The sequence below is a fragment of the Chryseobacterium sp. 3008163 genome (genome assembly GCF_003669035.1).
GTDB lineage: Bacteria > Bacteroidota > Bacteroidia > Flavobacteriales > Weeksellaceae > Chryseobacterium.
In genome coordinates this window covers 760,519-784,038 of sequence record NZ_CP033070.1, presented here as the reverse complement: position 1 = coordinate 784,038, position 23,520 = coordinate 760,519, and the positions used below count along the sequence as shown (strand labels likewise).

General features: G+C 34.4%; 17 protein-coding genes and 3 pseudogenes. 13 read left to right on the top strand and 7 right to left on the bottom strand.

The genetic code is table 11. The features are described 5' to 3' along the window. Positions 1 to 34 precede the first annotated feature (34 nt). Entirely contained in the window at positions 35 to 196 is a 162-nt protein-coding gene (locus tag EAG08_RS21255; RefSeq protein ID WP_164998515.1) for a hypothetical protein, read from the bottom strand. A 35-nt stretch (positions 197 to 231) separates the two neighbouring features. Continuing rightward, complete coding sequence (locus EAG08_RS03425; protein ID WP_129534231.1) at positions 232 to 1,059, bottom strand: ion transporter; 828 nt, start codon at positions 1,057 to 1,059, stop codon at positions 232 to 234. Positions 1,060 to 1,122: 63 nt separating this feature from the next. On the opposite strand from EAG08_RS03425, the pseudogene EAG08_RS03420 reads away from it, so the two are divergent. Both EAG08_RS03420 and EAG08_RS03415 read left to right on the top strand, forming a co-directional pair. Continuing rightward, a pseudogene (locus EAG08_RS03420) lies at positions 1,123 to 2,219 on the top strand (Nif3-like dinuclear metal center hexameric protein). A gap of 2 nt (positions 2,220 to 2,221) precedes the next feature. After that, a pseudogene (locus tag EAG08_RS03415) lies at positions 2,222 to 2,997 on the top strand (zinc ribbon domain-containing protein). Between the two features lie 227 nt (positions 2,998 to 3,224). Here the strand turns inward: EAG08_RS03415 and EAG08_RS03410 are convergent. Further along, on the bottom strand, positions 3,225 to 5,003 hold the full coding sequence (locus tag EAG08_RS03410; RefSeq protein ID WP_129534230.1) for an AMP-dependent synthetase/ligase: 1,779 nt from the start codon (positions 5,001 to 5,003) through the stop codon (positions 3,225 to 3,227). Positions 5,004 to 5,148: 145 nt separating this feature from the next. Between EAG08_RS03410 and EAG08_RS03405 the strand changes: the two genes are divergently transcribed. Together EAG08_RS03405 and EAG08_RS03400 are read left to right on the top strand one after the other, a co-directional pair. Next, positions 5,149 to 6,288, top strand: coding sequence for an acyl-CoA dehydrogenase (locus tag EAG08_RS03405; protein WP_129534229.1), 1,140 nt, complete (start codon positions 5,149 to 5,151; stop codon positions 6,286 to 6,288). Between the two features lie 33 nt (positions 6,289 to 6,321). Then, on the top strand, positions 6,322 to 6,687 hold the full coding sequence (locus EAG08_RS03400; protein WP_129534228.1) for a hypothetical protein: 366 nt from the start codon (positions 6,322 to 6,324) through the stop codon (positions 6,685 to 6,687). Between the two features lie 223 nt (positions 6,688 to 6,910). Here EAG08_RS03400 and EAG08_RS03395 read toward each other — a convergent pair whose 3' ends face one another. Next, a complete protein-coding gene (locus EAG08_RS03395; RefSeq protein ID WP_129534227.1) occupies positions 6,911 to 7,846 on the bottom strand; it encodes a DUF4349 domain-containing protein in 936 nt (311 codons plus the stop codon). A 220-nt stretch (positions 7,847 to 8,066) separates the two neighbouring features. Here EAG08_RS03395 and EAG08_RS03390 point away from each other — a divergent pair, with 220 nt between their 5' ends. Together EAG08_RS03390 and EAG08_RS03385 are read left to right on the top strand one after the other, a co-directional pair. Then, positions 8,067 to 8,561, top strand: a complete 495-nt coding sequence (locus tag EAG08_RS03390; protein WP_129534226.1) for a hypothetical protein — start codon at positions 8,067 to 8,069, stop codon at positions 8,559 to 8,561. 20 nt (positions 8,562 to 8,581) lie between these two features. Then, on the top strand, positions 8,582 to 10,948 hold the full coding sequence (locus EAG08_RS03385; RefSeq protein ID WP_129534225.1) for a reprolysin-like metallopeptidase: 2,367 nt from the start codon (positions 8,582 to 8,584) through the stop codon (positions 10,946 to 10,948). A gap of 254 nt (positions 10,949 to 11,202) precedes the next feature. Here the strand turns inward: EAG08_RS03385 and EAG08_RS03380 are convergent, their stop codons facing one another. Then, positions 11,203 to 11,445: a hypothetical protein gene (locus EAG08_RS03380; RefSeq protein ID WP_129534224.1), complete on the bottom strand. Its 243-nt coding sequence runs from the start codon at positions 11,443 to 11,445 to the stop codon at positions 11,203 to 11,205. Positions 11,446 to 11,490: 45 nt separating this feature from the next. Between EAG08_RS03380 and EAG08_RS03375 the strand changes: the two genes are divergently transcribed. Next, positions 11,491 to 13,866, top strand: coding sequence for a reprolysin-like metallopeptidase (locus EAG08_RS03375; protein ID WP_129534223.1), 2,376 nt, complete (start codon positions 11,491 to 11,493; stop codon positions 13,864 to 13,866). A 72-nt stretch (positions 13,867 to 13,938) separates the two neighbouring features. Here the strand turns inward: EAG08_RS03375 and EAG08_RS03370 are convergent, their stop codons facing one another. Continuing rightward, positions 13,939 to 15,534, bottom strand: a complete 1,596-nt coding sequence (locus tag EAG08_RS03370; protein WP_129534222.1) for a peptide chain release factor 3 — start codon at positions 15,532 to 15,534, stop codon at positions 13,939 to 13,941. Positions 15,535 to 15,589: 55 nt separating this feature from the next. Further along, the gene (locus EAG08_RS03365; protein WP_228446740.1) at positions 15,590 to 16,780 is read right to left on the bottom strand and encodes an MFS transporter; all 1,191 of its coding nucleotides are present in this window, start codon (positions 16,778 to 16,780) and stop codon (positions 15,590 to 15,592) included. Between the two features lie 207 nt (positions 16,781 to 16,987). Here EAG08_RS03365 and EAG08_RS03360 point away from each other — a divergent pair, with 207 nt between their 5' ends. From EAG08_RS03360 to EAG08_RS03335, 6 genes and pseudogenes are all read left to right on the top strand, one after another. Then, entirely contained in the window at positions 16,988 to 17,818 is an 831-nt protein-coding gene (locus tag EAG08_RS03360) for a CPBP family intramembrane glutamic endopeptidase (RefSeq protein ID WP_129534220.1), read from the top strand. A gap of 117 nt (positions 17,819 to 17,935) precedes the next feature. Then, positions 17,936 to 18,511 (top strand): RdgB/HAM1 family non-canonical purine NTP pyrophosphatase, encoded by a 576-nt coding sequence (gene rdgB, locus EAG08_RS03355; protein ID WP_129534219.1) that lies wholly within the window; start codon positions 17,936 to 17,938, stop codon positions 18,509 to 18,511. A 159-nt stretch (positions 18,512 to 18,670) separates the two neighbouring features. Continuing rightward, positions 18,671 to 19,584, top strand: a pseudogene (locus EAG08_RS03350) (ribonuclease Z). Between the two features lie 6 nt (positions 19,585 to 19,590). Further along, on the top strand, positions 19,591 to 20,361 hold the full coding sequence (locus tag EAG08_RS03345) for a TIGR02757 family protein (protein ID WP_410493302.1): 771 nt from the start codon (positions 19,591 to 19,593) through the stop codon (positions 20,359 to 20,361). A 10-nt stretch (positions 20,362 to 20,371) separates the two neighbouring features. Beyond that, positions 20,372 to 20,902 (top strand): DUF1003 domain-containing protein, encoded by a 531-nt coding sequence (locus tag EAG08_RS03340; protein ID WP_129534218.1) that lies wholly within the window; start codon positions 20,372 to 20,374, stop codon positions 20,900 to 20,902. A gap of 131 nt (positions 20,903 to 21,033) precedes the next feature. Continuing rightward, positions 21,034 to 23,379, top strand: coding sequence for a choice-of-anchor L domain-containing protein (locus EAG08_RS03335; RefSeq protein ID WP_129534217.1), 2,346 nt, complete (start codon positions 21,034 to 21,036; stop codon positions 23,377 to 23,379). The last annotated feature ends 141 nt before the right edge of the window (positions 23,380 to 23,520 follow it).

Sequence of the window (23,520 nt, the reverse complement as noted above, 5' to 3'; positions counted from 1 at the left end):
TTGACTGTCACATTTTTTATGTTTAAAAAAAAGTTTATTCGTTTGGTGAAACTGGTTTTATTTCTCCTGTATTCATAAGATCAAATACAGTCGGGAAAAACATCACGAGTATAAAGTAGATGATAATCATCAAGATAATTAAAGCAAATAAGATAATCACTAAACTGTTGGGTCTGTTTTTCTTTTGTGGTTCCATGATTTTTTGGGTATTAGATTAATAGATATTAAACTCTATGCTAATTTCTTGCCACACTGTTTGCAATACCTTGCATCATCGTCAATATCTTCGTTTCCGCAACGTTCGCAGATTAATTCAAGGTTTTGTCTTTTGTTTCTCATCTCGGCTGTTACAATTCCCGTAGGAACCGCAATAATGGAATAACCTGCCAACATCAATATCACTGCAAAGAATTTCCCCGTCGGCGTGATAGGAGAAACATCACCATAACCAACCGTTGTCACCGTAACCACTGCCCAATAGATTGATTGAGGAATTGTCTCGAAGCCTTGTCTACCGCCTTCAACCATAAACATCAACGAACCGACGATTACCGAAAATATAATTAAAAATAAAAGGAAAATGTAAATCTTTCGCGAACTGTTTTTCAAAGCTCTCACAATGACAAAACCATCATTCATAAAATCCAGAAGATTAAATACCCTGAAAACTCTAAGCATTCTCAGCATTCTGAAAATCAGAAAATATTTTGTCACAGGAAAGAGGAAGCTCAAATAAAAAGGTACGAGAGATAGAAAATCAATAATTCCGAAAAAACTGAATATGTAATGCTTTTTGTTTTTTAAGACAGCAATTCTCGTAAAATATTCTGCAGAAAAAAACACAGAAATCACCCATTCTGAAATGATAAAATAAATGTGAAATTTTTTGTCCAATTTAGGGACGCTTTCCATCATAATGATAAAGGTGCTTACCAAAATAAGACAAAGCAGAACAATGTCAAACAATTTCCCGAGCTTAGTATCAGAGCGGTAAATAATTCGGTACAAAAATCTTTTCCAGAGCTTATCTCCGGGAACAAGATTATGTTCTCTTTCCATGATCAGAGTTTTTTTAAATTTAGCAAATAATCCCTATTTTCGTAAACAAACTTACAGAATAATATGACAATACAAAAAGTAATTGCAGAGATAGAAAAATACATCGCAATGCCTCAGGCTGAAGACTTTGACAACGTGGGACTTCTATGTGGTTTGGCGGATAGAAATGTATCAGGAATTCTTGTATGTCACGATGCTTTAGAAAATGTGGTTGATGAAGCAATTCACAAGAACTGTAACTTGATTGTTTGCTTTCATCCTATTATTTTTTCAGGTTTAAAATCTTTGACCGGAAAAAATTATGTCGAAAGAGCAGTTTTAAAAGCAATCGAAAATAAAGTTGCCATCTATGCGATTCACACCGCTTTCGATAATGATTTTTATGGAGTAAATGCCGGAATTTGCAATCTTTTGGGATTAAAAAACTTAAAAATTCTTCAACCTAAAAAAATAATTTAAAGCAATTAAATGTTTACGTTCCGAAAGACTATTCTGGAACATTAAAAGAAGCCCTTTTCGCTGCCGGAGCCGGAAACATCGGATTTTATGACGAGTGCAGTTTTAAGATTGAAGGAAAAGGAACGTTCAGACCTATTGAAGGTTCTGATCCTTTTTCCGGACAGCAAAATGTACGTGAAAATGCGGAAGAAGATATGGTTTCAGTGATTTTTGAATCTTTTAAACAAAATCAAATTGTTGCTGCAATGAAATCTGCACATCCTTACGAAGAAGTTGCACATCAGATTTATCAGCTTGAAAACGAAAATCAATATTCTGGTTTGGGAATGTATGGCGAGTTTGAAACTGAAATGGATGAAAAAGAGTTTTTGGATTTTGTGAAAGATAAATTCAATTTGAATATCATCAAACATTCTAATTTCAATGAAAAGAAAATCAAAAGAGTAGGCGTTTTGGGTGGTTCCGGGGCAAGCGGAATAAAGTCTGCACTCTCAAAAAGATGTGACGCCTATCTTACGGGAGATCTCAAATACCACGATTATTTTTTAGCAGAATCTAAAATGCTGATTTGCGATATTGGACATTATGAATCTGAGCAATTGGTAAGTCAGCAATTATTTGAAATTTTATCACAAAAATTTAGTACATTTGCAATCTTAAAATCTAGTGAAAAAACAAACCCAGTAAATTATTTCCTATAGATATGGCAAAAATCACCGAAATTTCAGTCGAAGAAAAATTAAGAGCTTTATACGATTTGCAAATCATCGATTCAAGATTGGACGAGATCCGAAATACAAGAGGAGAATTGCCAATCGAAGTTGAAGATCTTGAAATCGAGATTGAAGGCCTAGAAAAAAGAGCGGAAAAATTTCATGCAGAGATTAAAGAGCAGAATGATCAGATCAGCAACAAAAATGAAGTTATCAATCATGCGAAATCTTTAATCGAAAAATACAAATCTCAACAAGATAACGTAAGAAACAATAAAGAATTTGAAGCTTTAGGAAAAGAAATTGAATATCAAGAACTTGAAATTCAGCTTTCTGACAAAAGAATCAAAGAATTTGGAGCTAAAATCGGTCACAAAGAAGAAACTCTGAATGAGTTGAATACTAAAATCGAAAATCTTAAAAACCACCTAAAATTCAAAAAGAAGAATTGGAAGGTTTGATTTCTGAAACTCAAAAAGAAGAAGATTATCTGATCACAAAATCTGACGAATTTGCTTCTAAAATCGACGAGAGATTATTGGCATCTTATCACAGAATCAGAACAAACTCTTCTACAGGTCTTGCAGTAGTAGGTCTTGAAAGAGGAGCGCCGAAAGGATCTTTCTTCACAATTCCACCACAAAAGCAAATGGAAATTGCTCAGAGAAAGAAAATCATCATCGATGAACATTCGGGAAAAATTCTTGTTGACGACGAGTTGGTAAACGAAGAAACTGAAAAAATGAATTCTATCATCAAGTTTTAATTAAAACTTTTTACAAAATAGAAACGGCTTCAAAAATTTGAAGCCGTTTTTTTAGGTCTGAACTTTTCGATGAAAAAATTATAATTCCCCTCCTTTGTAGGGGTGGCTTTATTTTACCTGTTGAAAAATCTTCATACTTTTTAAATTTAATTTTGGATAAAACAATCCGTGCAATTTGTGTTTAAACCTAAAAAAACCGCTTCAAAAACTGAAACGGTTCATTTACCTTAATCGTGATGATCATACATTTTGTCATACAGATATTTGAACTTCTCTTTTACCGCCTTTCTTTTCAGTTTGAGGGTAGGAGTTAAAAGTCCGGCTTCAATACTCCAAACTTCTGGGGTAAGCTCTATTTTTTTAATCTTTTCCCAGTTTCCTAAATGCTCGTTGATATCGTTGATTTCTTTTTCAATTCTTTCTTTCAGTTCAGGGCTACTTGCAATTTCCTGCGGAGTAGAGCCGATGTTGAGGTTATTTCTCATTGCCCAATTTTTAGCAAATTCAAAATCTGGCTGTACAAATGCGCATGGCATTTTTTCGCCGTCACCAACTACCATTACCTGTTCGATAAATTTCGAAGCTTTGGCTAAATTTTCAATCGTTTGAGGAGCGATATATTTTCCGCCGGAAGTTTTGAACATTTCCTTTTTACGGTCGGTAATCTGCAAAAATCCTTCACTGTCGATATGTCCAATGTCTCCCGTTTTGAAAAATCCGTCTTCTGTAAATGTTTCTTTGGTTTGTTCTTCGTTTTTAAAATAGCTTTTAAAAACAGATGGTCCTTTTACCGTAATTTCGCCATCTTGCTGAATTTTAACGGTCAAGTTATCCAAAGGATGCCCCACAGTTCCCACTTTCATTTTTGCAAATGAATTTACAGAGATTACAGGTGAGGTTTCCGTTAAGCCATATCCTTCAAGAATAGGAATTCCGGCATTTTGGAACATTAAATTTAATCTTGTTGATAAAGCCGCAGAACCAGAAACCAAAGTGATAATTTCACCACCTAAACCTTCTCTCCATTTTTTGAAAACCAGTTTGTCTGCAATAATTTCAGACAGACCGGAAGGTTTTGTAACTTCTTTCTTTTTCTGAATTAAATTCAATGCCCAGAAAAATATTTTTTGTTTTAAACCACCTGCAGATGAACCGGTGTTGTAGATTTTGTCATAAACTTTTTCTACAAGTCTCGGAACTACACTCATGTAGTGAGGTTTTACCTCTTTTACATTTTCACCCATTTTTTCAATACTTTCAGCGAAATAGACTGAAAAACCATTGTATTGAAAAAGATAAAAAAGCATTCTCTCAAAAATATGGCAAATCGGTAAAAAACTTAAAACTCTCGTGTCTTTGTAGTCTAAACTTTTTCGTCTCGGAATTCTTGGAAGCGATCCCAAAACATTCGAAACAATATTCTCGTGAGTTAGCATCACGCCTTTTGGTTTCCCTGTAGTTCCGGAAGTATAAATTAAAGTAGCTAAATCTTGAGTATTAATAGCTTTTGAAAGATCTTCCACCTCCATTTGTGTAGAATCATCTTCACCCAAATCGAGAATTTCCTTCCAATTGGCTGCTCCGGAAATATTATCAAATGTGAAAACACCTTGTAGTGAAGCAACGTTGTGCTTGATTTTCATCACTTTAGCCAAAAGTTCTTTATCAGAAACAAAGCAATATTTTATTTCGGCATTATTAAATATAAACTCGTAATCTTCGGGTGAAATGCTCGGATAAACAGGAACTGAAACAACTCCGATTTGTGAAAGCCCAAGATCCATGATTGCCCATTCTGTACGAGAATTGGTAGTAATCAGAGCTATTTTATCTCCGGGTTTTATACCCAATTTCAACAGTCCTCTCGAAATTTTGTTTCCTTGGTTTACAAACTCCTGAGTTGACGTCTTTATCCACTCACCTTGATGTTTTGTAGCGAACATTACATCATTTGGGAGTTTTTCTAAAGCCTGGTGCGGTATATCGAATAATCTTTTGATCGTCATAATTTGTTAAATATTTAATATTAGGATTTTAAATATAAGCATTTTTGTAAAAATAACATAAATCTGTTTACAAATCGCAATTGTTAATTTTTTTTTCAGATTTGATTAAAAAGTATTAATTTACGACCATCTAATTATAATTTTTATGGACTTTAATTTATCCGAAGAACAGCTGATGATTCAGCAGGCAGCAAGAGATTTTGCACAGAACGAACTATTACCAGAAGTAATTGAAAGAGACCGTGATCAAAAATTTCCTACTGAGCAAGTAAAGAAAATGGGCGAAATGGGACTTTTGGGAATGATGGTTGATCCTCAGTATGGCGGTGCCGGTATGGACAGCGTTTCTTATGTTTTGGCAATGGAGGAAATTGCAAAAATTGATGCTTCTGCAGCAGTTGTAATGTCTGTAAATAACTCATTAGTTTGTGCTGGTTTAGAAAAATATGCTTCTGAAGAACAAAAAGTAAAATATCTTACACCATTGGCAAGCGGTCAGGTAATCGGAGCATTTGCATTATCTGAGCCGGAAGCAGGTTCTGATGCGACTTCTCAAAAAACCACAGCAGAAGACAAAGGTGACTATTATCTTTTAAATGGTGTGAAAAACTGGATCACAAATGGTGGTACAGCTACCTATTATATTGTAATCGCTCAGACAGATCCTGAGAAAAAACATAAAGGAATCAACGCTTTTATCGTAGAAAGAGGTTGGGAAGGTTTTGAGATCGGACCAAAAGAAGACAAATTGGGAATCAGAGGAAGCGATACGCATTCTTTGCTTTTCAACAATGTAAAAGTACCTAAAGAAAACAGAATCGGTGAAGACGGTTTCGGATTCAATTTTGCAATGGCTGTTTTGAATGGCGGTAGAATCGGGATTGCTTCTCAGGCTTTAGGAATTGCTTCAGGAGCTTACGAGATGGCTCTGAAATATGCTAAAACCAGAAAAGCTTTCAAAACTGAAATTATCAATCACCAGGCGATTGCTTTCAAATTGGCAGATATGGCAACTCAGATTACTGCGGCAAGAATGCTTTGTTTTAAAGCGGCTGTAGAAAAAGATGCCGGAAAAGACATTTCTGAAATAGGAGCGATGGCTAAATTATATTCTTCTCAAGTTGCGATGGATACTACCATTGAAGCAGTTCAGATTCATGGTGGATACGGATATGTGAAAGAATATCACGTAGAAAGATTAATGAGAGATGCAAAAATTACTCAAATTTATGAGGGAACTTCTGAAATCCAAAGAATTGTGATTTCTAGAAGTATTGCAAAATAATTTCTTTAAATTTAAAGACACTAAATATCTTGTATGAAAAAATCTTGGTTAATCACTTTGGGAGTAATTTTACTTCTTGTGGGAGTTTTTATCTGGTATAAATTTTTCTTCGTTTTCGGAGAAGGCGTGAAATCTGGTTACCTCAATTACGCCATCAATAAAGGCTATGTTTTTAAAACATACGAGGGCAAATTAATTCAGGAAGGTTTTGGAAGAGGAAAAACCGGAACTGTAACAAGTTACGAGTTTGAATTTTCTGTAACGGATCCTGAAATTTTCAAACAGCTGGAACTCAACAGTGGTAAAACTTTTGATCTTCATTACAAAGAATACAACGGAACTTTACCTTGGAGAGGGAATACGAAGTATGTTGTTGATAAAATAGTGAACATGAAATAATCATAAAAGGCTCTCGCATTGAGAGCCTTTTACTTTACACCAAATCACAAATATTAATATATGAAAACTATTAATTTCTTTATTGTTTTGATTCAAATTTTTGAATAAGGTAAAATCTCGGTTCAATTTTTTTTCTCTTTTGAAATTTTGATAAAACAAATTTAGTATGAATATTAATTCTAATATAAAATCTTGCCTTAAAATTTAATTAAAACTTTTCTAATTAATTAGAATCATTCCCAGGGAGATTGTTGTTTTTCTTTTTGTAAAAATAATAACCAATCCCGGCGATTAGAAACAAAGGCCAAAGCGGAAGAATAAATAAGAATATTGAAGTGATCACGTTCCAACCGGACGAAACTGCTGCCAGAGATTGTGCTCCGAAGCCTTCAGGTTTTTCTTTTACAGCAAGACTTTCATTGTCTCCATATAGAGTTATTTCTACGTCACATAAAGTATTGTTCACGAAATCCTGACCGCTGATATAAATTCCTTTATTTTCAATTTCTCCAATGTTGTAGCTCAGATCTTCCATTAGATAATCAAACTTTTGAATCGGAACTCTTACTTTAAGATAAGCGATTTTTTTCTCGTTGTTATTTAAAGAAATATTTTCACTTTTAATGAAACCATCATATTTTTTCACTTGTTCTTTTACTATCTCTTTTGCGGTTTCTGCATCATTTACTTTTAATTCTAGAAGTCCGGTTTTTGTCATTTTGTTTTTTGAAACAATTTGTTCGTAGTTTTCATTTTTCGGTTTGTCCTTGTAAATGATTTTGGTTTCTTTAATAATTTTCGGTGCCGGAACATTGACTACAATTTTTTCAGAATTTTTGTTTAGAGAATCTTTCTTCTCAATTTTAGACTCCAGTTTCATATTAGCAATTTTATCTGAGATAGAGTCAACACTTTTAGATGTTGATTCTATAATTTCAGTTGCATTACTTTTTATTTTTTCGAAATCTTTAATTTTAATGCTGGCAGAATCGAAAACAGCTTCTGCTTCATTGCTTACGCTCTTTGCTTTATCACTGATATCTGTCGTCATGCTATCAACAGAATTTAGTGATTTTTCTAATTGAGAATTTGTTGCTTCACCTTTTTTACACATTGTGAAACTGGTTGCTGCTGCTAATAATAAGATGTACTTTTTCATAACATTAATTTTTTTGTTGAAGTAAAATTAGAAGGTTATCTTCAGCGAAATTTGTAAAAGAAATGTATGATTTTGGTAAAGTTTTATATTGTTGGTAATCAGTTATTTGTAAAATAAATAGAGTTGTTTTACAAAAAAAATGTTAAATGTTAAAAATGTTAAAAAAAAATATTCATTGGAAATATAATAATATTTACCTTTGCTTTTTGAGACTTTAATAATGAAACATACTTTCTTATTAGTTTTGTCGTTTTTAATTGGTTCTGCAGAATTCAGTTGTAGAAGTGTTTCTATGGCAAATAATGAATTAAAAACTGGATCAATAATGAATGAGCCCCAAGGTAATGTTGAGTTTTCAGAGGTGAGAAGATTAAATCGTGAGGTTCAATTAAATGATTTTCTGATAATAAAAGACTTTAGCGAAACCGTTAAATTATATGGTAAATTAGCAGATAAAAGATTTTCTAGATCTGCGCCTATTCCAACTCTTGAGGATAATGAATTTTTTCTGTTGCTAAAGCCAATAATGAAAAAACAACCCTTTGGAGATTTTGAAGTGACAAAAATGGAAATGAAAGGTTCTGTATTGAATGTTTATTATAAAGAAATAAGCAATGAAGAGTATTTATTAAACAAACAAAAAGATCCTATATTGATACTGAGAGTAAACGGAGTTGCTCCGTCAGGTGTCAAACTAATAAATTTAAATAAATAGTAATAATAATTATTTTAAATATGAAGAAAAAAATACTCATTCTGAGCAGTTTGCTGGTTTTTTATGCAGCGGGGTTTGCACAGCAAAATAATTGGAAAAAGTTGACTTCAAAAGTTGAAACAGAGGTTCGGGAGAACAATGTAAGACTTTCTGATTACACTCTTTTCACATTAAATGTAGCTGATATTCAAAATCAGTTAAAAAATGCTCCCGACATAGACAAATCGTCTAAAGTAAGAGGTGTATTTATTAGTTTGCCTAATCTTCAGGGAGGTTTTGATACGTATGAAGTTTACGAATCATCAACGATGCATCCGGATCTTCAAAGCAGATATTCTGAACTTAGATCCTATTCCGGATTTAAAAAAGATGATAAATCTTCAATGTTAAAATTTACCATCGATCCTTATTTTGGATTTAATGGGATGGTTAGAAATGACAATGGTATTTATTACATCGATTCTTATACAAAAGACAATCAGGTATATAAAATGTATGACAGAAAAAAGGCATCTTCTTTAAATCAGTTTGAATGTCTTTTTAATGGCAATAGTGATCTGAAAACAGCAGCAACTTCTATCGCTCAAAAAACTGTTGTTGACGGACTTAAAAGAAAATATAGACTCGCAATTACAACAACAACAGAATATACTGCATACATTGCAGGACAAGCAGGTGTAGGTACGGGAACTGATGCTCAGAAAAAAGCAGCTGTTCTTGCTGCAGTAAATTTAGCTGTTGCTCGTCTTAACGAAATTTTTGAAAGAGATATGTCTATCAGGTTACAATTGATAGCTAATACAGATGCTTTGTTTTTTATCAGCACGGATACATTTGATAATACAGATGCTGCTCAAATGTTGTCGCAAAATATTACAATTACAAATTCTGTTATTGGTGCAACTAATTATGATCTTGGGCATTTATTTTTTAAAGTTGATAATGCTAATGATAATAATGGTTTAGCAGCTACCCCTTCCGTATGCGGAAGTAGTAAAGCAGGTGGAGTTACTGGATGTGTAATACCTGTAGGAGATCCTTTTGTTATTGATTTTGTTGCTCATGAAATGGGGCATCAGTTTGGTGCGAAACACACGCAAAATAATGGTTGTAACAGAAATGCTCCAACATCAATTGAACCAGGAAGCGCGAGTACTATTATGGGATATGCTGGAATTTGTGCTCCAAATGTTCAAAATAATAGTGATGCTTATTACCACGCAGTTAGCATCAACGAAATGTATACAACACTTACAGGTACAGGATCGCCTTCATCTTGTGGAGAAAAAACTCCGATAAACAATGCAGAGCCAATTGCAAATGCTGGTTTAGATAAAAGTATTCCTAAAAGTACACCATTTGTCTTAACTGCATCAGCAACAGATGCTAATAATGATTCACTTACTTATACATGGGAACAGATAGATCCGGGAGCAGTTACAGCTACTGCACCTCCAACGTCAACCCTTGTTGCGGGACCTTTATTCAGATCTATTAGACCTACAGCGTTAACTTACAGATATTTCCCAAAATTACCTGTTATTGTTGCTCCGGCTACACCAAGTACTTGGGAAGTTCTTCCATCTGTTGCAAGAACACTTAACTTCTCTGTATTGGTAAGAGATAACAATGCATTAGGAGGTCAAACTGGTCGTGACGATGTGAAATTGACTGTAGTAAGTACAGCTGGTCCATTTGTGGTAACTTCACAAAATACTGCCGGTGTAGTTTGGAATGAAGGTCAGGCACAAATTATTACTTGGGATGTTGCCAATACTACAGCAGCACCAGTAAGCACACCGAACGTTACGATTTTATTATCGAAAGACGGAGGTCTTACATTCCCTACTGTTTTAGTTGCAAGTACACCAAATAACGGTTCGTATTCTTACACTGTACAAGGTGGTTTAGGAAATGTAACTAATGCTAGAATCATGGTGAAAGCTATAGATAATGTATTCTTAAATGTAAATTCACAAGGCTTTACAATCAATTCTTCTGCTGTAGTTATTCCTCCAGGAGGAGGTAATCCAGGAGGAGGTAATCCAGGTGGTGGAAATCCTGCAACTCAATCGCCGGTCTTCCAAGGAATGATGATTTATCCTGTTCCTTCAAATGATGGCTATGTGTATATTAAAACAGATTTTCCTCCAAAATTTGATGGAGATAAAAAGCCTGCCCCATACAAAGTAACATACGAAGTATATGCAATGGATGGTAAATTAGTGGTGCCTAAGAAAACCAGACACATCTTCTCAAGAACTGTTGATAACAGAGCAGACGAGAAACTAGATTTAAGAGATCTTCCTACTGAAGCTTACATGATTCATGTGACTGTGGATGACGAAAAGATTGTTAAGAAATTACTGATGCTTCACAAGAAGTAAAATGTAATTCATATTCATAAAAAAAACCGTTCATAAGAACGGTTTTTTGTGTTTCTTTCTAACTGTTTAAACACTCAATCAGATGGTTTAATATAATTATAAAATCTTTTTTTTGATATTAATTATATTCTTTTTTTATTTACATTGGTTAGTCTCAAGTTTCTCCACAGGTAATCACTTTTTGTTGAAGTAAAATAGACGATTATTCTCCGTGAAATATTTATATGAAATGTATGATTAAAATAATATTTTAATCATTGTGTAATCAGTGGCTTGTGAATAATTTGATGTGTTTTTAAAAATGATTTTGAGAGAATTTCAACAATTATTTCTATTTTTTTAATCATTTTTAAGTGTTGATTAGCTTTTGTCCATTTTTTTAATTCTTTTATTTTTAAAAAAAAATAAAAAATAGAATCTTTAATAATTGCGAAGAGTTTTAAGGTATTTCCAAAAGTTTTGTGAAAAAAATCATTTATAATGTTGTTAATTTTCATTAATTTTTATTAATTTTGAAATTTCGTAATCTAAATAAAATTTACATGAAAAAACATCTACTAGTGATGGGAGTGCTTTTTATATCCAATATGTTTTTAGCACAAACAAACCGACTTTGGAAGGAGGTTTCACCTAAAACCAATTCTGAAATATTTGAAAATAAAACTAGTATCATCCACCCGAAAGTATATAGTCTTGACTTTTCTGGTTTAAAGAATGCATTAGCTAAGGCTCCTGAAAGCTTTTCTAAAAGTGGAAAATCGGATGTGATTATCTCTTTTCCAAATGCAGACGGAGTTCTTGAAAATTTTAAAGTAAGAGAAAATTCTAATTTTGCTCCGGAATTGGCAGCACAATATCCAGACATCAAATCTTATGTCGGGGAGAGTTTAGGAGATACACAGTTTACAGTTTATTTTAGCATTTCACCACTAGGGTTGTCATCCATGGAGTTGTACGCTAACAAATCTGCAGTTTTTATAGAGCCTTATACAAAGGATCTTTCGACTTATGTTGTTTATAAAAAATCTGATAAGAAAGCTGATTTAGATAAATTTGAATGTACAGTAATTGATGTTGCACAAAAGGGTATAGATAACTCTAACCTTACGGCAAGACCAAATGCAGATGATGGTAAATTAAGAACTTTCAGACTTGCTTTATCATGTACAGGAGAATATACTACCTATTTTGGAGGAACAGTAGCTGGTGCATTGGCGGCAATGAATAACACAATGACTCGTGTGAATGGAGTTTTTGAAAAAGATTTTGCTGCAAGAATGGTTCTTATCGCAAACAATAATACGCTTATTTATACAAATGCAGCTACAGATCCTTACACAGGAAATTTGAATTTACAGTTGCAACAAACTTTAACAGCTGTTATTGGAAATGATAATTATGATATTGGTCATGTGTTCAATGCAGCTGGGAATAACGGAAATGCTGGCTGTATTGGTTGCGTGTGTGTAAATCCCGCTACCAATACTACAACCGCAAAAGGGTCTGGCTTTACTCAAAGCACAGCACCTGTTGGTGATAATTTCGATATTGATTATGTAGCACACGAAATGGGACATCAGTTTGGTGGAAACCATACATTCTCAATGAATAACGAAGGAACAGGAGTGAATATGGAACCTGGTTCCGGATCTACAATTATGGGTTATGCAGGAATTACAGGTCAAAATGTAGTAATGCATTCAGATCCATTTTTTCATGCTGTTAGTATTCAGCAAATTACGAATAATATTAAGTTAAAAACCTGTCCAGTAAGTACAAATACGGGAAATCTTATTCCAACTGCTGATGCAGGGTTAGATTATACAATTCCAAAAGGTACTCCTTTTGTACTTACAGGTTCTGGTACTGATGGAAATAGTGATCCGCTAACGTATATTTGGGAGCAAATGGATAATGCATCTAACACTCAAACCGGAGCTAACTCTGCAGCAAGTGCAACAAAAGCAACAGGACCTACTTTTAGATCTTACACTCCACAAACAGTTCCTTACAGATATTTTCCACCATTAGCTCGAATAGTTGCTGGTGCAACAACCACCTCAAGTCCTGTTGGTACTGCTTCAGGTATTGTTGTTGAAGCTCTCTCAAATGTTGCTAGAACGTATAATTTCAGGTTTACAACTCGTGATAACAGAGCGGGAGGTTCAGGAAATAATTCTGACGATATGATAGTAACGGTAAATGCTACTGCAGGACCATTTGTAGTTACGTCTCAAAACACTGCAGGTGTAGTCTGGAATGAAGGTCAGGCACAGACGATCACTTGGAACGTAGCAGGAACAACAGCTGCTCCCGTAAGTACACCAAATGTTACCATTCTTTTATCAAAAGATGGGGGTCTTACATTCCCTACAGTATTGGTTGCAAGTACTCCTAATACAGGTACATACAGTTATACTGTTCCAGGTGGTCTTGGAACTACTACTAATAATGCAAGAATTATGGTAAAGGGTGTGAATAATATATTTCTTAATGTAAATTCACAAAACTTCACAATCAATTCTTCTGCAGTGGTTATTCCTCCAGGTGGTGGCGGTAATCCAGGAGGTGGAAATCCAGGAGGAGGAAATCCTGCAACTCAATCACCGGTCTTCCAAGGAATGATGATTTATCCTGTTCCTTCAAATGATGGCTATGTGTATATTAAAACAGACTTCCCTCCAAAATTTGATGGAGATAGAAAACCTGCCCCATACAAAGTAACATACGAAGTATATGCAATGGATGGTAAATTAGTGGTGCCTAAGAAAACCAGACACATCTTCTCAAGAACTGTTGATAACAGAGCAGACGAGAAACTAGATTTAAGAGATCTTCCTACTGAAGCTTACATGATTCATGTAACAGTAGATGACGAAAAGATTGTTAAGAAATTATTGATGCTTCACAAGAAGTAATTGTAATTCATATTCATAAAAAAACCGTTCAATTGAACGGTTTTTTTATGTTTAAAAATGAAATTTTAAAATTTAATTCTGTCTGAACTCACTAATGAAATGTAGTTTCACATTTGGGAATTTCTCCTGAGTCATGTGAATGGTAAATGACGAATCAGCTAAAAATACCAATTGATTGTATTTGTCTCTTGCTAAAAATCGCTGTTTTAATCTTGCAAATTCTTTATACTCTTCAGATTTTTCATCAGCTTCCACCCAACAAGCTTTGTGCATAGAAAGTGGTTCGTAAGTACATTTTGCTCCGTACTCGTGTTCAAGACGGTATTGGATAACTTCATACTGAAGTGCACCCACCGTACCGATGATTTTCCTGTTATTCATTTCAAGTGTAAACAATTGAGCAACACCTTCATCCATTAACTGATCAATACCTTTCGCCAATTGTTTGGCCTTTAAAGGATCATTATTATTGATGTATCTGAAATGTTCCGGAGAGAAACTTGGAATTCCTTTGAAACTGATTTTTTCGCCACCCGTCAAAGTATCTCCAATTCTAAAACTTCCTGTATCATGAAGTCCGACAATATCTCCCGGGAAACTTTCGTCTACCACTTCTTTTTTATCGGCAAAGAATGCATTCGGCGATGAGAATTTCATTTTTTTACCTTCTCTTACCAAAAGATAATTTTCATTTCTTTTAAATGTTCCTGAAACAATTTTCACGAAAGCCAAACGGTCTCTGTGTTTAGGATCCATGTTTGCGTGAATTTTGAAAACAAATCCTGTAAATGCAGATTCTTCAGGTTTTACCATGCGGGTTTCGCTTTCTTTCGGTTGTGGCATCGGAGCAATTTCGATAAATGCATCCAACAATTCACGGACTCCAAAATTATTTAAAGCTGAACCAAAAAATACAGGCTGCAAATCACCATTCATATAATCTTCACGGCTGAATTCAGGATAAACGGATTGAATTAATTCCAATTCTTCTCTTAAATTCTTAGCGGCTTTAGTACCGATAACCTCATCAATAGAAGAATCGTTGATGTCATCAAATTTGATGGCTTCACCAACTTTCTGTTTCTTTTCTTCTAAAAATAACTGAATATTGTTTTCCCAGATGTTATAAATTCCTTGGAAATCTGCTCCCATCCCAATCGGGAGAGAAAGCGGAACAACTCTTAAACCTAATTTCTGTTCAACTTCATCCAAGAGATCAAAGGCATCTTTACCTTCACGGTCTAGTTTATTAATGAAAACCAGCATCGGAATGTTTCTCATTCTACAAACCTTCACTAATTTTTCGGTCTGTTCCTCAACTCCTTTTGCAACGTCAATCACGACGATTACAGAGTCTACTGCCGTTAAAGTTCTGTAGGTGTCTTCAGCAAAATCTTTGTGACCAGGTGTATCTAAAATATTGATTTTGTAACCTTTATATTCAAATGCCAATACGGAAGTCGCCACCGAGATTCCTCTCTGTCTTTCGATTTCCATAAAGTCGGAGGTTGCTCCTTTTTTAATTTTATTCGATTTTACGGCTCCAGCTTCCTGAATTGCACCTCCAAAAAGAAGTAATTTTTCTGTAAGTGTGGTTTTTCCGGCATCGGGGTGAGAAATAATTCCGAATGTTTTTCTTTTCTCTATTTCTTTGATTAAGTCTGACATAGTGTATTTTGAAGTTGCAAAAATCGTGATTTTTATCGGATTTTGAAAATCGGATTTACGACTTGTTGAAACTGGTTTTAGTTTTAAGATAATAAGCAACGCACAGACCTACCAAAACCATTCCAGCACTGAAAGGAAAAATGTATTTCATTCCACACAAATCAGCAAAAGCGCCAATCAAAGGGCCTGCAACGCCAAGCGAAAGGTCAATGAAAAGTCCGTATCCTGCCAAAGCAGAGCCTTGACTTGACGGCGAAACACTTTTAATCGCAACCACTCCAAGAGCGGGAAAAATTAATGAAAATCCTAATCCGGTAACTCCGGCTCCTAAAAGTGCCATCTGTGAAGTTGCTGCAAAGGAAATAATGACCAACCCTATTGTTTCTACTAAAAGACAGGCGATAGCAACTTTAATACCACCATAATTATTGATGACGTTGCTGAAAATCAATCGGCCTGCAACAAACAATCCACCAAAAACAGTGAGACAGAGCGCACCATTATTCCAATGAAAATAGTTATAATAAAGTGTGATAAAAGTAGAAATGCTTGCAAAACCAATTCCGCCCAAAGCCAGACAAATTCCGAATGGTGAAACTTTCCCTAAAACTTTCCAGAAAGATTGTGAATCCTGAGTATTCGTATTTGTGTAATTGATTTTAGTTTTAGCGAACAAAAAACCTATAATTCCAATTAAAATAGAAATGATACCGATGCCGTAAAGTCCGAATTTATGCTCAATCATAACTCCAAGAGAAGCTCCAATTGCCAAAGCTCCGTAACATGCAACACCGTTATAAGAAATGATTTTTGCTGTATGTTTTTCACCAAGCGCCATAATTGCCCAATTGATGGGACTTGCGCCAATCATTCCTTCTCCGCAGCCTGTAAGAAGACGTGTGATGATGAGAAAACCTAAACTAAGTATAGGTGAGAACTTAAAATAATAAGCCAGAATAAGAAAGATTCCTGTTAAAGAAAAGCCTAACATACTGAACAAGACAGCCGATTTCGGACCTTTTCCATCAATTATTTTTCCAGAATATGCCCTTAGGAAGAATGTCGCAACGTATTGTAAACTGATAACAAGCCCTGCAACGACCAGGCTAAACCCTAAATTTTTACTGATGAAAATCGGTAGAACAGAAAGTGATAACCCGATGATGAAATATCCTAAAAATGTAAAACCAACGTATGTTAATAAAGATAAATTAACATTTTTTTCTTGAACAACAGCATGATCCATATTCATAAAAAAATTAAGCTGCAAAGATACTGCGGAAAAATCATTTTAAGAGACTTATCGTTTTAATTAAAACCTAAAATTTATCAGTTAAAATGAGTTTGATGGATATAGAGGACCGTTTTCTTTTGAAATTCAGTGTTGCACATAATTCAGAGTTTTACTTTCTCACAAAATCAATTATCTTTGTTTCTGTAAACCTAAAAAAGCATGGAAAAAAGCAGATATCCGAAATTTATTTTTAATTGGATTGGTGGCTTGGTACTTCTCGCCGGATATATCGCAGGAAGCATTATTGTTGGATTTTCGAGTACTGTCTACAAAATTATTTTTAAGTTTGACATTATGCAAAAGCCATGGTTTATGATGTTGGCCAATGCTATAGTTTTTAGTTTGGTGATTGCTTTTTTTGATTTCTTCGTCGTGCGGCCTTCAACAAAAATGAAATTGAATTTCAATTTTTCGCCTACCAATTTTTATACCTATCTCCTTATTTTCCCCATGATGTTAGGAATGATGTTTATCGGTGAATTTTTTACTTCTCAAATTCCGACTACAGGACCGTTTTTCGGTTGGTTTTATGAATTTTTTCAGGATTTAATGCAGTTCATGACTGATGATCCTATTGTTATGGTTATCACGGCTGTAATTATGGCGCCAATTTTTGAGGAAATTATTTTTAGAGGAATTATTCAGAAAGGACTAATCAATAATGGGGTACAGCCTTGGAAAGCGATTGTTTTTGCATCGATTGTATTCGGTTTGGTTCATGGAAATCCTTGGCAGTTTGTAGGAGCTGTAATGCTTGGCTGCGTTTTGGGGTTGGTTTATTATAAAACTAAATCTTTGTTGTTACCGATGCTTTTGCATGGTTTCAATAATTTATGCTCATCTTTCTTAATATTTTACACCAAATCTGAAAGCTTTGCAGATGCTTTTAAAGTTTCAGAATGGGTTATTTTAGGAGTTGGGATTGTTTTGCTTTCTTCATTTTACTATTTATTTATGAAGAAGTATAAAGTACATTATTCAGAAATTTAAATTCATTCAAACATCAATAGCACTAACATTCTTCATAAATTTCACAAAATTCAATGAGTGCTATTAGTTTTCAAGAAAGATTACAGCGCATTATGCGCTTAAAAAAATAAAAGTTACATGGAATTATTAGTTGCCACACACAACGTACACAAGAAAGAAGAAATTCAACAGATTTTAGGAAATCAGTTTACGGTTAAAAGTCTTGCAGATTATGATTTGCATGACGAAATCGTTGAAGATGGCGATTCTTTCAACGCCAATGCTTTAATTAAAGCAAAATACTGTTTCGAAAAAACAGGAATTCCGAGTTTGGGTGACGACAGCGGTTTGGTAGTTGAATCTTTAGACGGAAGACCTGGGATTTTCTCTGCCCGTTATGCAGGAAATCATGATTTTGCAAAAAACATTGAAAAAGTTTTAAACGAAATGGAAGGTGTGGAAAACAGAAAAGCCTATTTCATTACCGTTTTGTGCTATTATGACGAAAACGGCGCTCAATATTTTGATGGTAGAGCTCACGGAAATTTACTTACAGAAAATAAAGGTCACAAAGGTTTTGGGTACGATCCAATTTTCGTTCCTCAAGGTTATGAAAAAACTTTTGCAGAGATGAATCCTGAAGATAAAAACCAAATCAGCCACAGAAAACAGGCATTAGATTTGTTTTTAGATTTTTTAAAAGTGAAAGGATAGTTTTAGGGTGAGGCTAAGTTTTAGACTAACAAATATTCCTATAATTTTTTAAATGAATTATGGATTGGAAGTTCCACAAAACTTATACCTAAACCTCAGCCTTAATCTCAATCTCAACTTCAAACTTTTATCGTACATTTACCCCAATAAACTATTGATTTGAGTACTTATTTAACCATTTTAGGCTTTAATTCAGCAATTCCTACCGTTAATACATCGCCCACTTCGCAGCTTCTTGAGATGGAAGAGCGATGTTTTCTGATCGATTGTGGTGAAGGAACGCAGGTGCAGCTGAGAAAAGCAAAAGCAAGATTTTCAAAATCAATCATATATTTATCTCGCATCTTCATGGTGATCACTGTTTTGGTTTGCCGGGTTTGATTGCGTCTTTTCGTTTATTGGGAAGAGATGTGCCGTTGCATGTTTATGGCCCGAAAGGCATAAAAAAAATGCTGGAAACCATTTTTACCATTACGGAAACCCATCGTGGTTTTGAAATCGTTTATCATGAACTTGATAAAGATTATTCCGAGAAAATTTACGAAGACAATAGAGTAGAGGTCTATACGATCCCATTAGATCACAGAATTTACTGTAACGGTTATCTTTTTAAGGAAAAACAAAAAGACAGGCATCTTAATATGCAGGAAATTTCAAAATATAATGAAATTGAAACCTGCGATTATCACAATTTGAAAGCAGGTAAAGATTTTGAATTGAGTGACGGATATATTCTTAAAAATGAAATTTTGACCACAGAACCTGCACCGCCCGTTTCTTACGCTTTTTGCAGTGATACCAGATATTTAGAATCTGTCATTCCGATTATTAAAAACGTAACGGTATTGTATCACGAGTCTACTTTTCTACACGATTTGAAAGAAATGGCAGATTATACCGGCCACACAACAGCTTTAGAAGCAGCCAGAATTGCGAGGCAAGCGGAAGTTGGTAAATTGATTTTAGGTCATTTTTCTAACAGATATGGTGATTTGACGGTATTTACTGATGAGGCAAGAACGGTTTTTCCAAATACTTTTTTACCTAAGGCTTTAGAAGTTGTAAAAATCTAAATGAATATGTTGAATTTTGAAGAATTAAAAGATTTTCTAAGCGAAAAGGCTGATGTGTATAATAATTCTGAATTTATTCAAGACGATCCTATACAGATTCCGCATCGTTTTTCTTTAAAACAAGATATTGAAATTGCTGGTTTTCTGGCGGCGACTATTTCTTGGGGAAATAGGAAAGCAATTATAAAGTCAGCTGATAAAATACTTGACATCATGGGAAATTCTCCCTATGATTTTGTGATGAATTATTCTGAAAATGATTTGAAATTTATTGAAGGAAAAAGTATTCACAGAACTTTTAACGGAGAAGATTTTACTTATTTTATCAGACAGTTTAACCGAATTTATTGTGAAAATGATAGTTTAGAAAACTTATTTCTCGTTAAAAATTTTGAAACCAATTTTTATCACGCAATCGAAAGATTCAGGTTAGGTTTTTTACAGACTGAAAAACACAGAAGTCACAAACACGTCAGTTCCCCTTACAAAAATTCATCCTCAAAAAGAATCATCATGTTTTTGCGTTGGATGGTACGAAATGATCAGCGTGGCGTAGATTTTGGAATTTGGAATAACATCGATCCTAAAAATTTATCAATACCTTTAGACGTTCACACAGGAAATATTTCAAGAAAATTGGGCTTGATTTCCAGAACTCAGAATGATTGGAAAACCGTTTTAGAGTTAGACGAAATTATCAGGAAATTTGATCCTAAAGATCCCGCAAAATATGATTTTGCACTATTTGGGTTAGGCGTAACTAAGGAATTATTTTAAACAAAAAATAATGAAAACATCACACGAAAGAATAGAACTTCTTGAGAAACTGGCAGATGGAATCACCTCTTGGATTGGCTCTATACCATCTCTTATTATTCATACTTTACTTTTTTTGACTGCATTTTTACTACCCTCATTTGGTGTAGTTGATTTTGACAAAATGCTGTTGGTATTGACAACAGTTCTTTCTTTGGAAGCCATTTATCTTTCAATTCTGATCCAAATGTCGGTAAACAAAAGCCATGAAAAAATTGAAGATATCCAGGAAGATATTGAAGAAATCAGCGAAGACATTGAAGACATTCAGGAAGACCTAGAGGAGATTAGTGAAGATATTGAAGAAATCACGGAAGATATCGAAGATATCCAGGAAGATATTGAGGAAATCAATGAAGATGAGGATGATGAGGATCATATAGAAAAAGCGAAAAAAGCGATTTTAAAAAGCAATGTAAATTCAAATAAAAACGAAATTAAATTACTAAAAGATAAAATTCAAGAGCTGCAAAATATGATTGATGAGCTGAAGAAAGATTAATTTTCTGTTGCAAATCTCAAATTTATATATTTCTAAACCATATTGTGAATTTGATGTTAATTCGCAAATCTATAGACTAAATCTTAAGCATTTAGAATTATTTTTATTATTTTTGGGCAAACAATCTGAAAATGTTAAATTATAGATTAAAAAATTACTTTAAAATTAGTTTTGTTCTTTTTGCTTTTCTAAGCACTTTTAGTTTTGCTCAAGTAAGAACTCAGAAACCAACTGTTTTTCCTCTGAATGCGAAAGCGGGAGCTTTTATTGATGTCAACGTAGCTCCATATCCTGCGAGCAATTATACTCCAACACAGTTGGTTACAGATATTCTTGTGGGTAACGGTGGAGGGTGTGTTGTTCCTAATATTTCCAATGTAACTGTTACACCGAGTACAGCAGCCACGCTGGAAAACAGAGCTTGGGGTTACTTTAATAAGGCAACTGCCAACTTTCCATTTTTAGAAGGTATCGTATTATCAACAGGTTTTGCGAAAAAAGCAGGTAACACTGCTCAAAGCAATATGGGTGATAACAATGGAGGAACTGGTGATGCTGATTTGAGTGCTGCAATTGGTGTTGCAAACCTTAATAATGCTTCAGTTCTGGAGTTCGACTTTGTACCGACAAGCAGCCAGATGAAATTTAATTACATTTTTGCATCTCATGAGTATGAAGGCAACTATCCATGCCCACCGTTACAATTTGATGATGCCTTTGCTTTACTGCTAAAGCCTAATACTCCGGGATCAACTTATACTAATTTAGCAATACTTCCTGCTGGAGCTGGTCCTGTATCCGTACCAAATATTCTGCCTGCAAGTTTTTCTTGTGGCCCTATAAACGCTCAGTATTTTGGATCGCTTTTACCTAATGCAACAAATTATAACGGGCGTACTGTACCTCTCACAGCTGAGGCTACTGTAGTTCCTGGACAATCATACCACATTAAAATGGTTATAGCAGATGCGCGTGATACTATCTATGACTCGGCAGTATTTTTAGAAGCCGGATCATTTGATATTGGAGTAAGTATTGTGGATGAAGCAGGAAACCCTGTACCAGAGACTTTAAATGTGTGTGATAATGCACCCCAAATTTTAAAGGCTTTGGTAGCTACTACTCCAGGGATGACATTTCAATGGTTTAAAGACGGCATTGCCATTCCTGGTGCTACCAACGTAACTTATACAGCTACCAGTCCGGGTGTTTATACTGTGAAAATTATTATACCGGGCCAAAATTGTCCTGCAGAAGCAAAAGTTACCATTATAGGAGGTACAACTCCAACGGCACAGAATGCTATTTTAAAATTATGTACTACACCTAGTGTTTCTACTTTTGATCTTAATTCTGCAAAACCTTCCATCAGTACTACAACGGGTGCAGTATTTAAATTTTATGTAAACCAGGCAGATGCTGTAGCCCAAAATGGAAGTTTTATTACAACACCTGAACTTTTTAACGGAAATGATGGACAAATTATTTATGTAGTTGTTTCTAATGGTGCTTTTTGTAGTAAATTAGTTACTTTAACTTTAAGAAAAGAAGCAACTCCGGTAGCGGTCCTTAATGCATCGAAAGTGAGGATTTGTAATGGAGAGTCAGTAACTCTTACGGCTTCAGGAGGTGTAACTTATGAATGGAGTGGTTTTTCAGGAACGGGTGCTGTGCGTACTCTATCTCCTACACAAACTACAACTTATACAGTTTATGCGATTGGTGCTCAGGGATGTAAATCTCTACAGCCCGTATCTGTTACAGTAGAAGTTGTTCCCGCAATTACTTCAAATCTTACTGGAGGTTATATTTGTGCTGGTGACAATATTACATTAGATGCAGGTGCGGGTCCAAATTACCAATATTTGTGGAGCAATGGTGCTACAACGCAAACCATTTCTGCAGGTACGCCAGGTACTTATACTGTAACAATTAATAATGGGGTTTGTTCTAAAGTGTACACTACGCAGGTAATGCTTGCAATTGTTCCTCAGATTATCAAAGTTGATTATGATGAAAGCGGAACTTTGGTTGTGACAGCAAGTAATCCAAGCAACGGACAATTAGAATATTCTAATGATAATGGAGTTACTTGGCAATCTTCAAATGTATTTACAAATGTTCTAAATAATTCACTAGTTTCTATCAGAGTTAAAGTGAAAAATACAAGTTGTGTTGGTTTCTTAGAGTATTTCACATTTGTTATGAAAAATGTAATTACTCCAAACGGAGACAACGTAAATGATATGATTGATTTCAGAGGAATTAGTGATCTCAAAGATTTTCAGGCGGTTATTTCTGACCGTTATGGTAAGGCCGTATTTAAAGCTGAAAAAACCAGGCCGTTCTGGGATGGTTATTTCCAAGGTAAAAAGCTTCCAACTTCATCTTATTGGTATCAGGTGACTTTCGAAGATCCTGCAACTAAAAAATTAACTGTGAAAACTGGTTGGATTTTATTGAAAAACTTTGAATAAAATTCCCTAATACTAAAAAGACCGATAAATAATCGGTCTTTTTTTATGCTTTAATTTTACAATCAGATTAATACAATTAAAATGGTAAGATTGTGTTAATAATAATATAAATATTTTTGAATTAAATTTTAATCAAAAAAA

What these genes read in the sequence shown, in the direction of transcription:
- EAG08_RS21255 (WP_164998515.1), bottom strand. Translation starts at nt 196, where the DNA reads ATGGAACCACAAAAGAAAAACAGACCCAACAGTTTAGTGATTATCTTA.
- EAG08_RS03365 (WP_228446740.1), bottom strand. Translation starts at nt 16,780, where the DNA reads ATGGATCATGCTGTTGTTCAAGAAAAAAATGTTAATTTATCTTTATTA.
- EAG08_RS03405 (WP_129534229.1), top strand. Translation starts at nt 5,149, where the DNA reads ATGGACTTTAATTTATCCGAAGAACAGCTGATGATTCAGCAGGCAGCA.
- EAG08_RS03370 (WP_129534222.1), bottom strand. Translation starts at nt 15,534, where the DNA reads ATGTCAGACTTAATCAAAGAAATAGAGAAAAGAAAAACATTCGGAATT.
- rdgB (WP_129534219.1), top strand. Translation starts at nt 17,936, where the DNA reads ATGGAATTATTAGTTGCCACACACAACGTACACAAGAAAGAAGAAATT.
- EAG08_RS03385 (WP_129534225.1), top strand. Translation starts at nt 8,582, where the DNA reads ATGAAGAAAAAAATACTCATTCTGAGCAGTTTGCTGGTTTTTTATGCA.
- EAG08_RS03425 (WP_129534231.1), bottom strand. Translation starts at nt 1,059, where the DNA reads ATGGAAAGAGAACATAATCTTGTTCCCGGAGATAAGCTCTGGAAAAGA.
- EAG08_RS03410 (WP_129534230.1), bottom strand. Translation starts at nt 5,003, where the DNA reads ATGACGATCAAAAGATTATTCGATATACCGCACCAGGCTTTAGAAAAA.
- EAG08_RS03380 (WP_129534224.1), bottom strand. Translation starts at nt 11,445, where the DNA reads ATGAAAATTAACAACATTATAAATGATTTTTTTCACAAAACTTTTGGA.
- EAG08_RS03335 (WP_129534217.1), top strand. Translation starts at nt 21,034, where the DNA reads ATGTTAAATTATAGATTAAAAAATTACTTTAAAATTAGTTTTGTTCTT.
- EAG08_RS03340 (WP_129534218.1), top strand. Translation starts at nt 20,372, where the DNA reads ATGAAAACATCACACGAAAGAATAGAACTTCTTGAGAAACTGGCAGAT.
- EAG08_RS03395 (WP_129534227.1), bottom strand. Translation starts at nt 7,846, where the DNA reads ATGAAAAAGTACATCTTATTATTAGCAGCAGCAACCAGTTTCACAATG.
- EAG08_RS03400 (WP_129534228.1), top strand. Translation starts at nt 6,322, where the DNA reads ATGAAAAAATCTTGGTTAATCACTTTGGGAGTAATTTTACTTCTTGTG.
- EAG08_RS03390 (WP_129534226.1), top strand. Translation starts at nt 8,067, where the DNA reads ATGAAACATACTTTCTTATTAGTTTTGTCGTTTTTAATTGGTTCTGCA.
- EAG08_RS03345 (WP_410493302.1), top strand. Translation starts at nt 19,591, where the DNA reads ATGTTGAATTTTGAAGAATTAAAAGATTTTCTAAGCGAAAAGGCTGAT.
- EAG08_RS03360 (WP_129534220.1), top strand. Translation starts at nt 16,988, where the DNA reads ATGGAAAAAAGCAGATATCCGAAATTTATTTTTAATTGGATTGGTGGC.
- EAG08_RS03375 (WP_129534223.1), top strand. Translation starts at nt 11,491, where the DNA reads ATGAAAAAACATCTACTAGTGATGGGAGTGCTTTTTATATCCAATATG.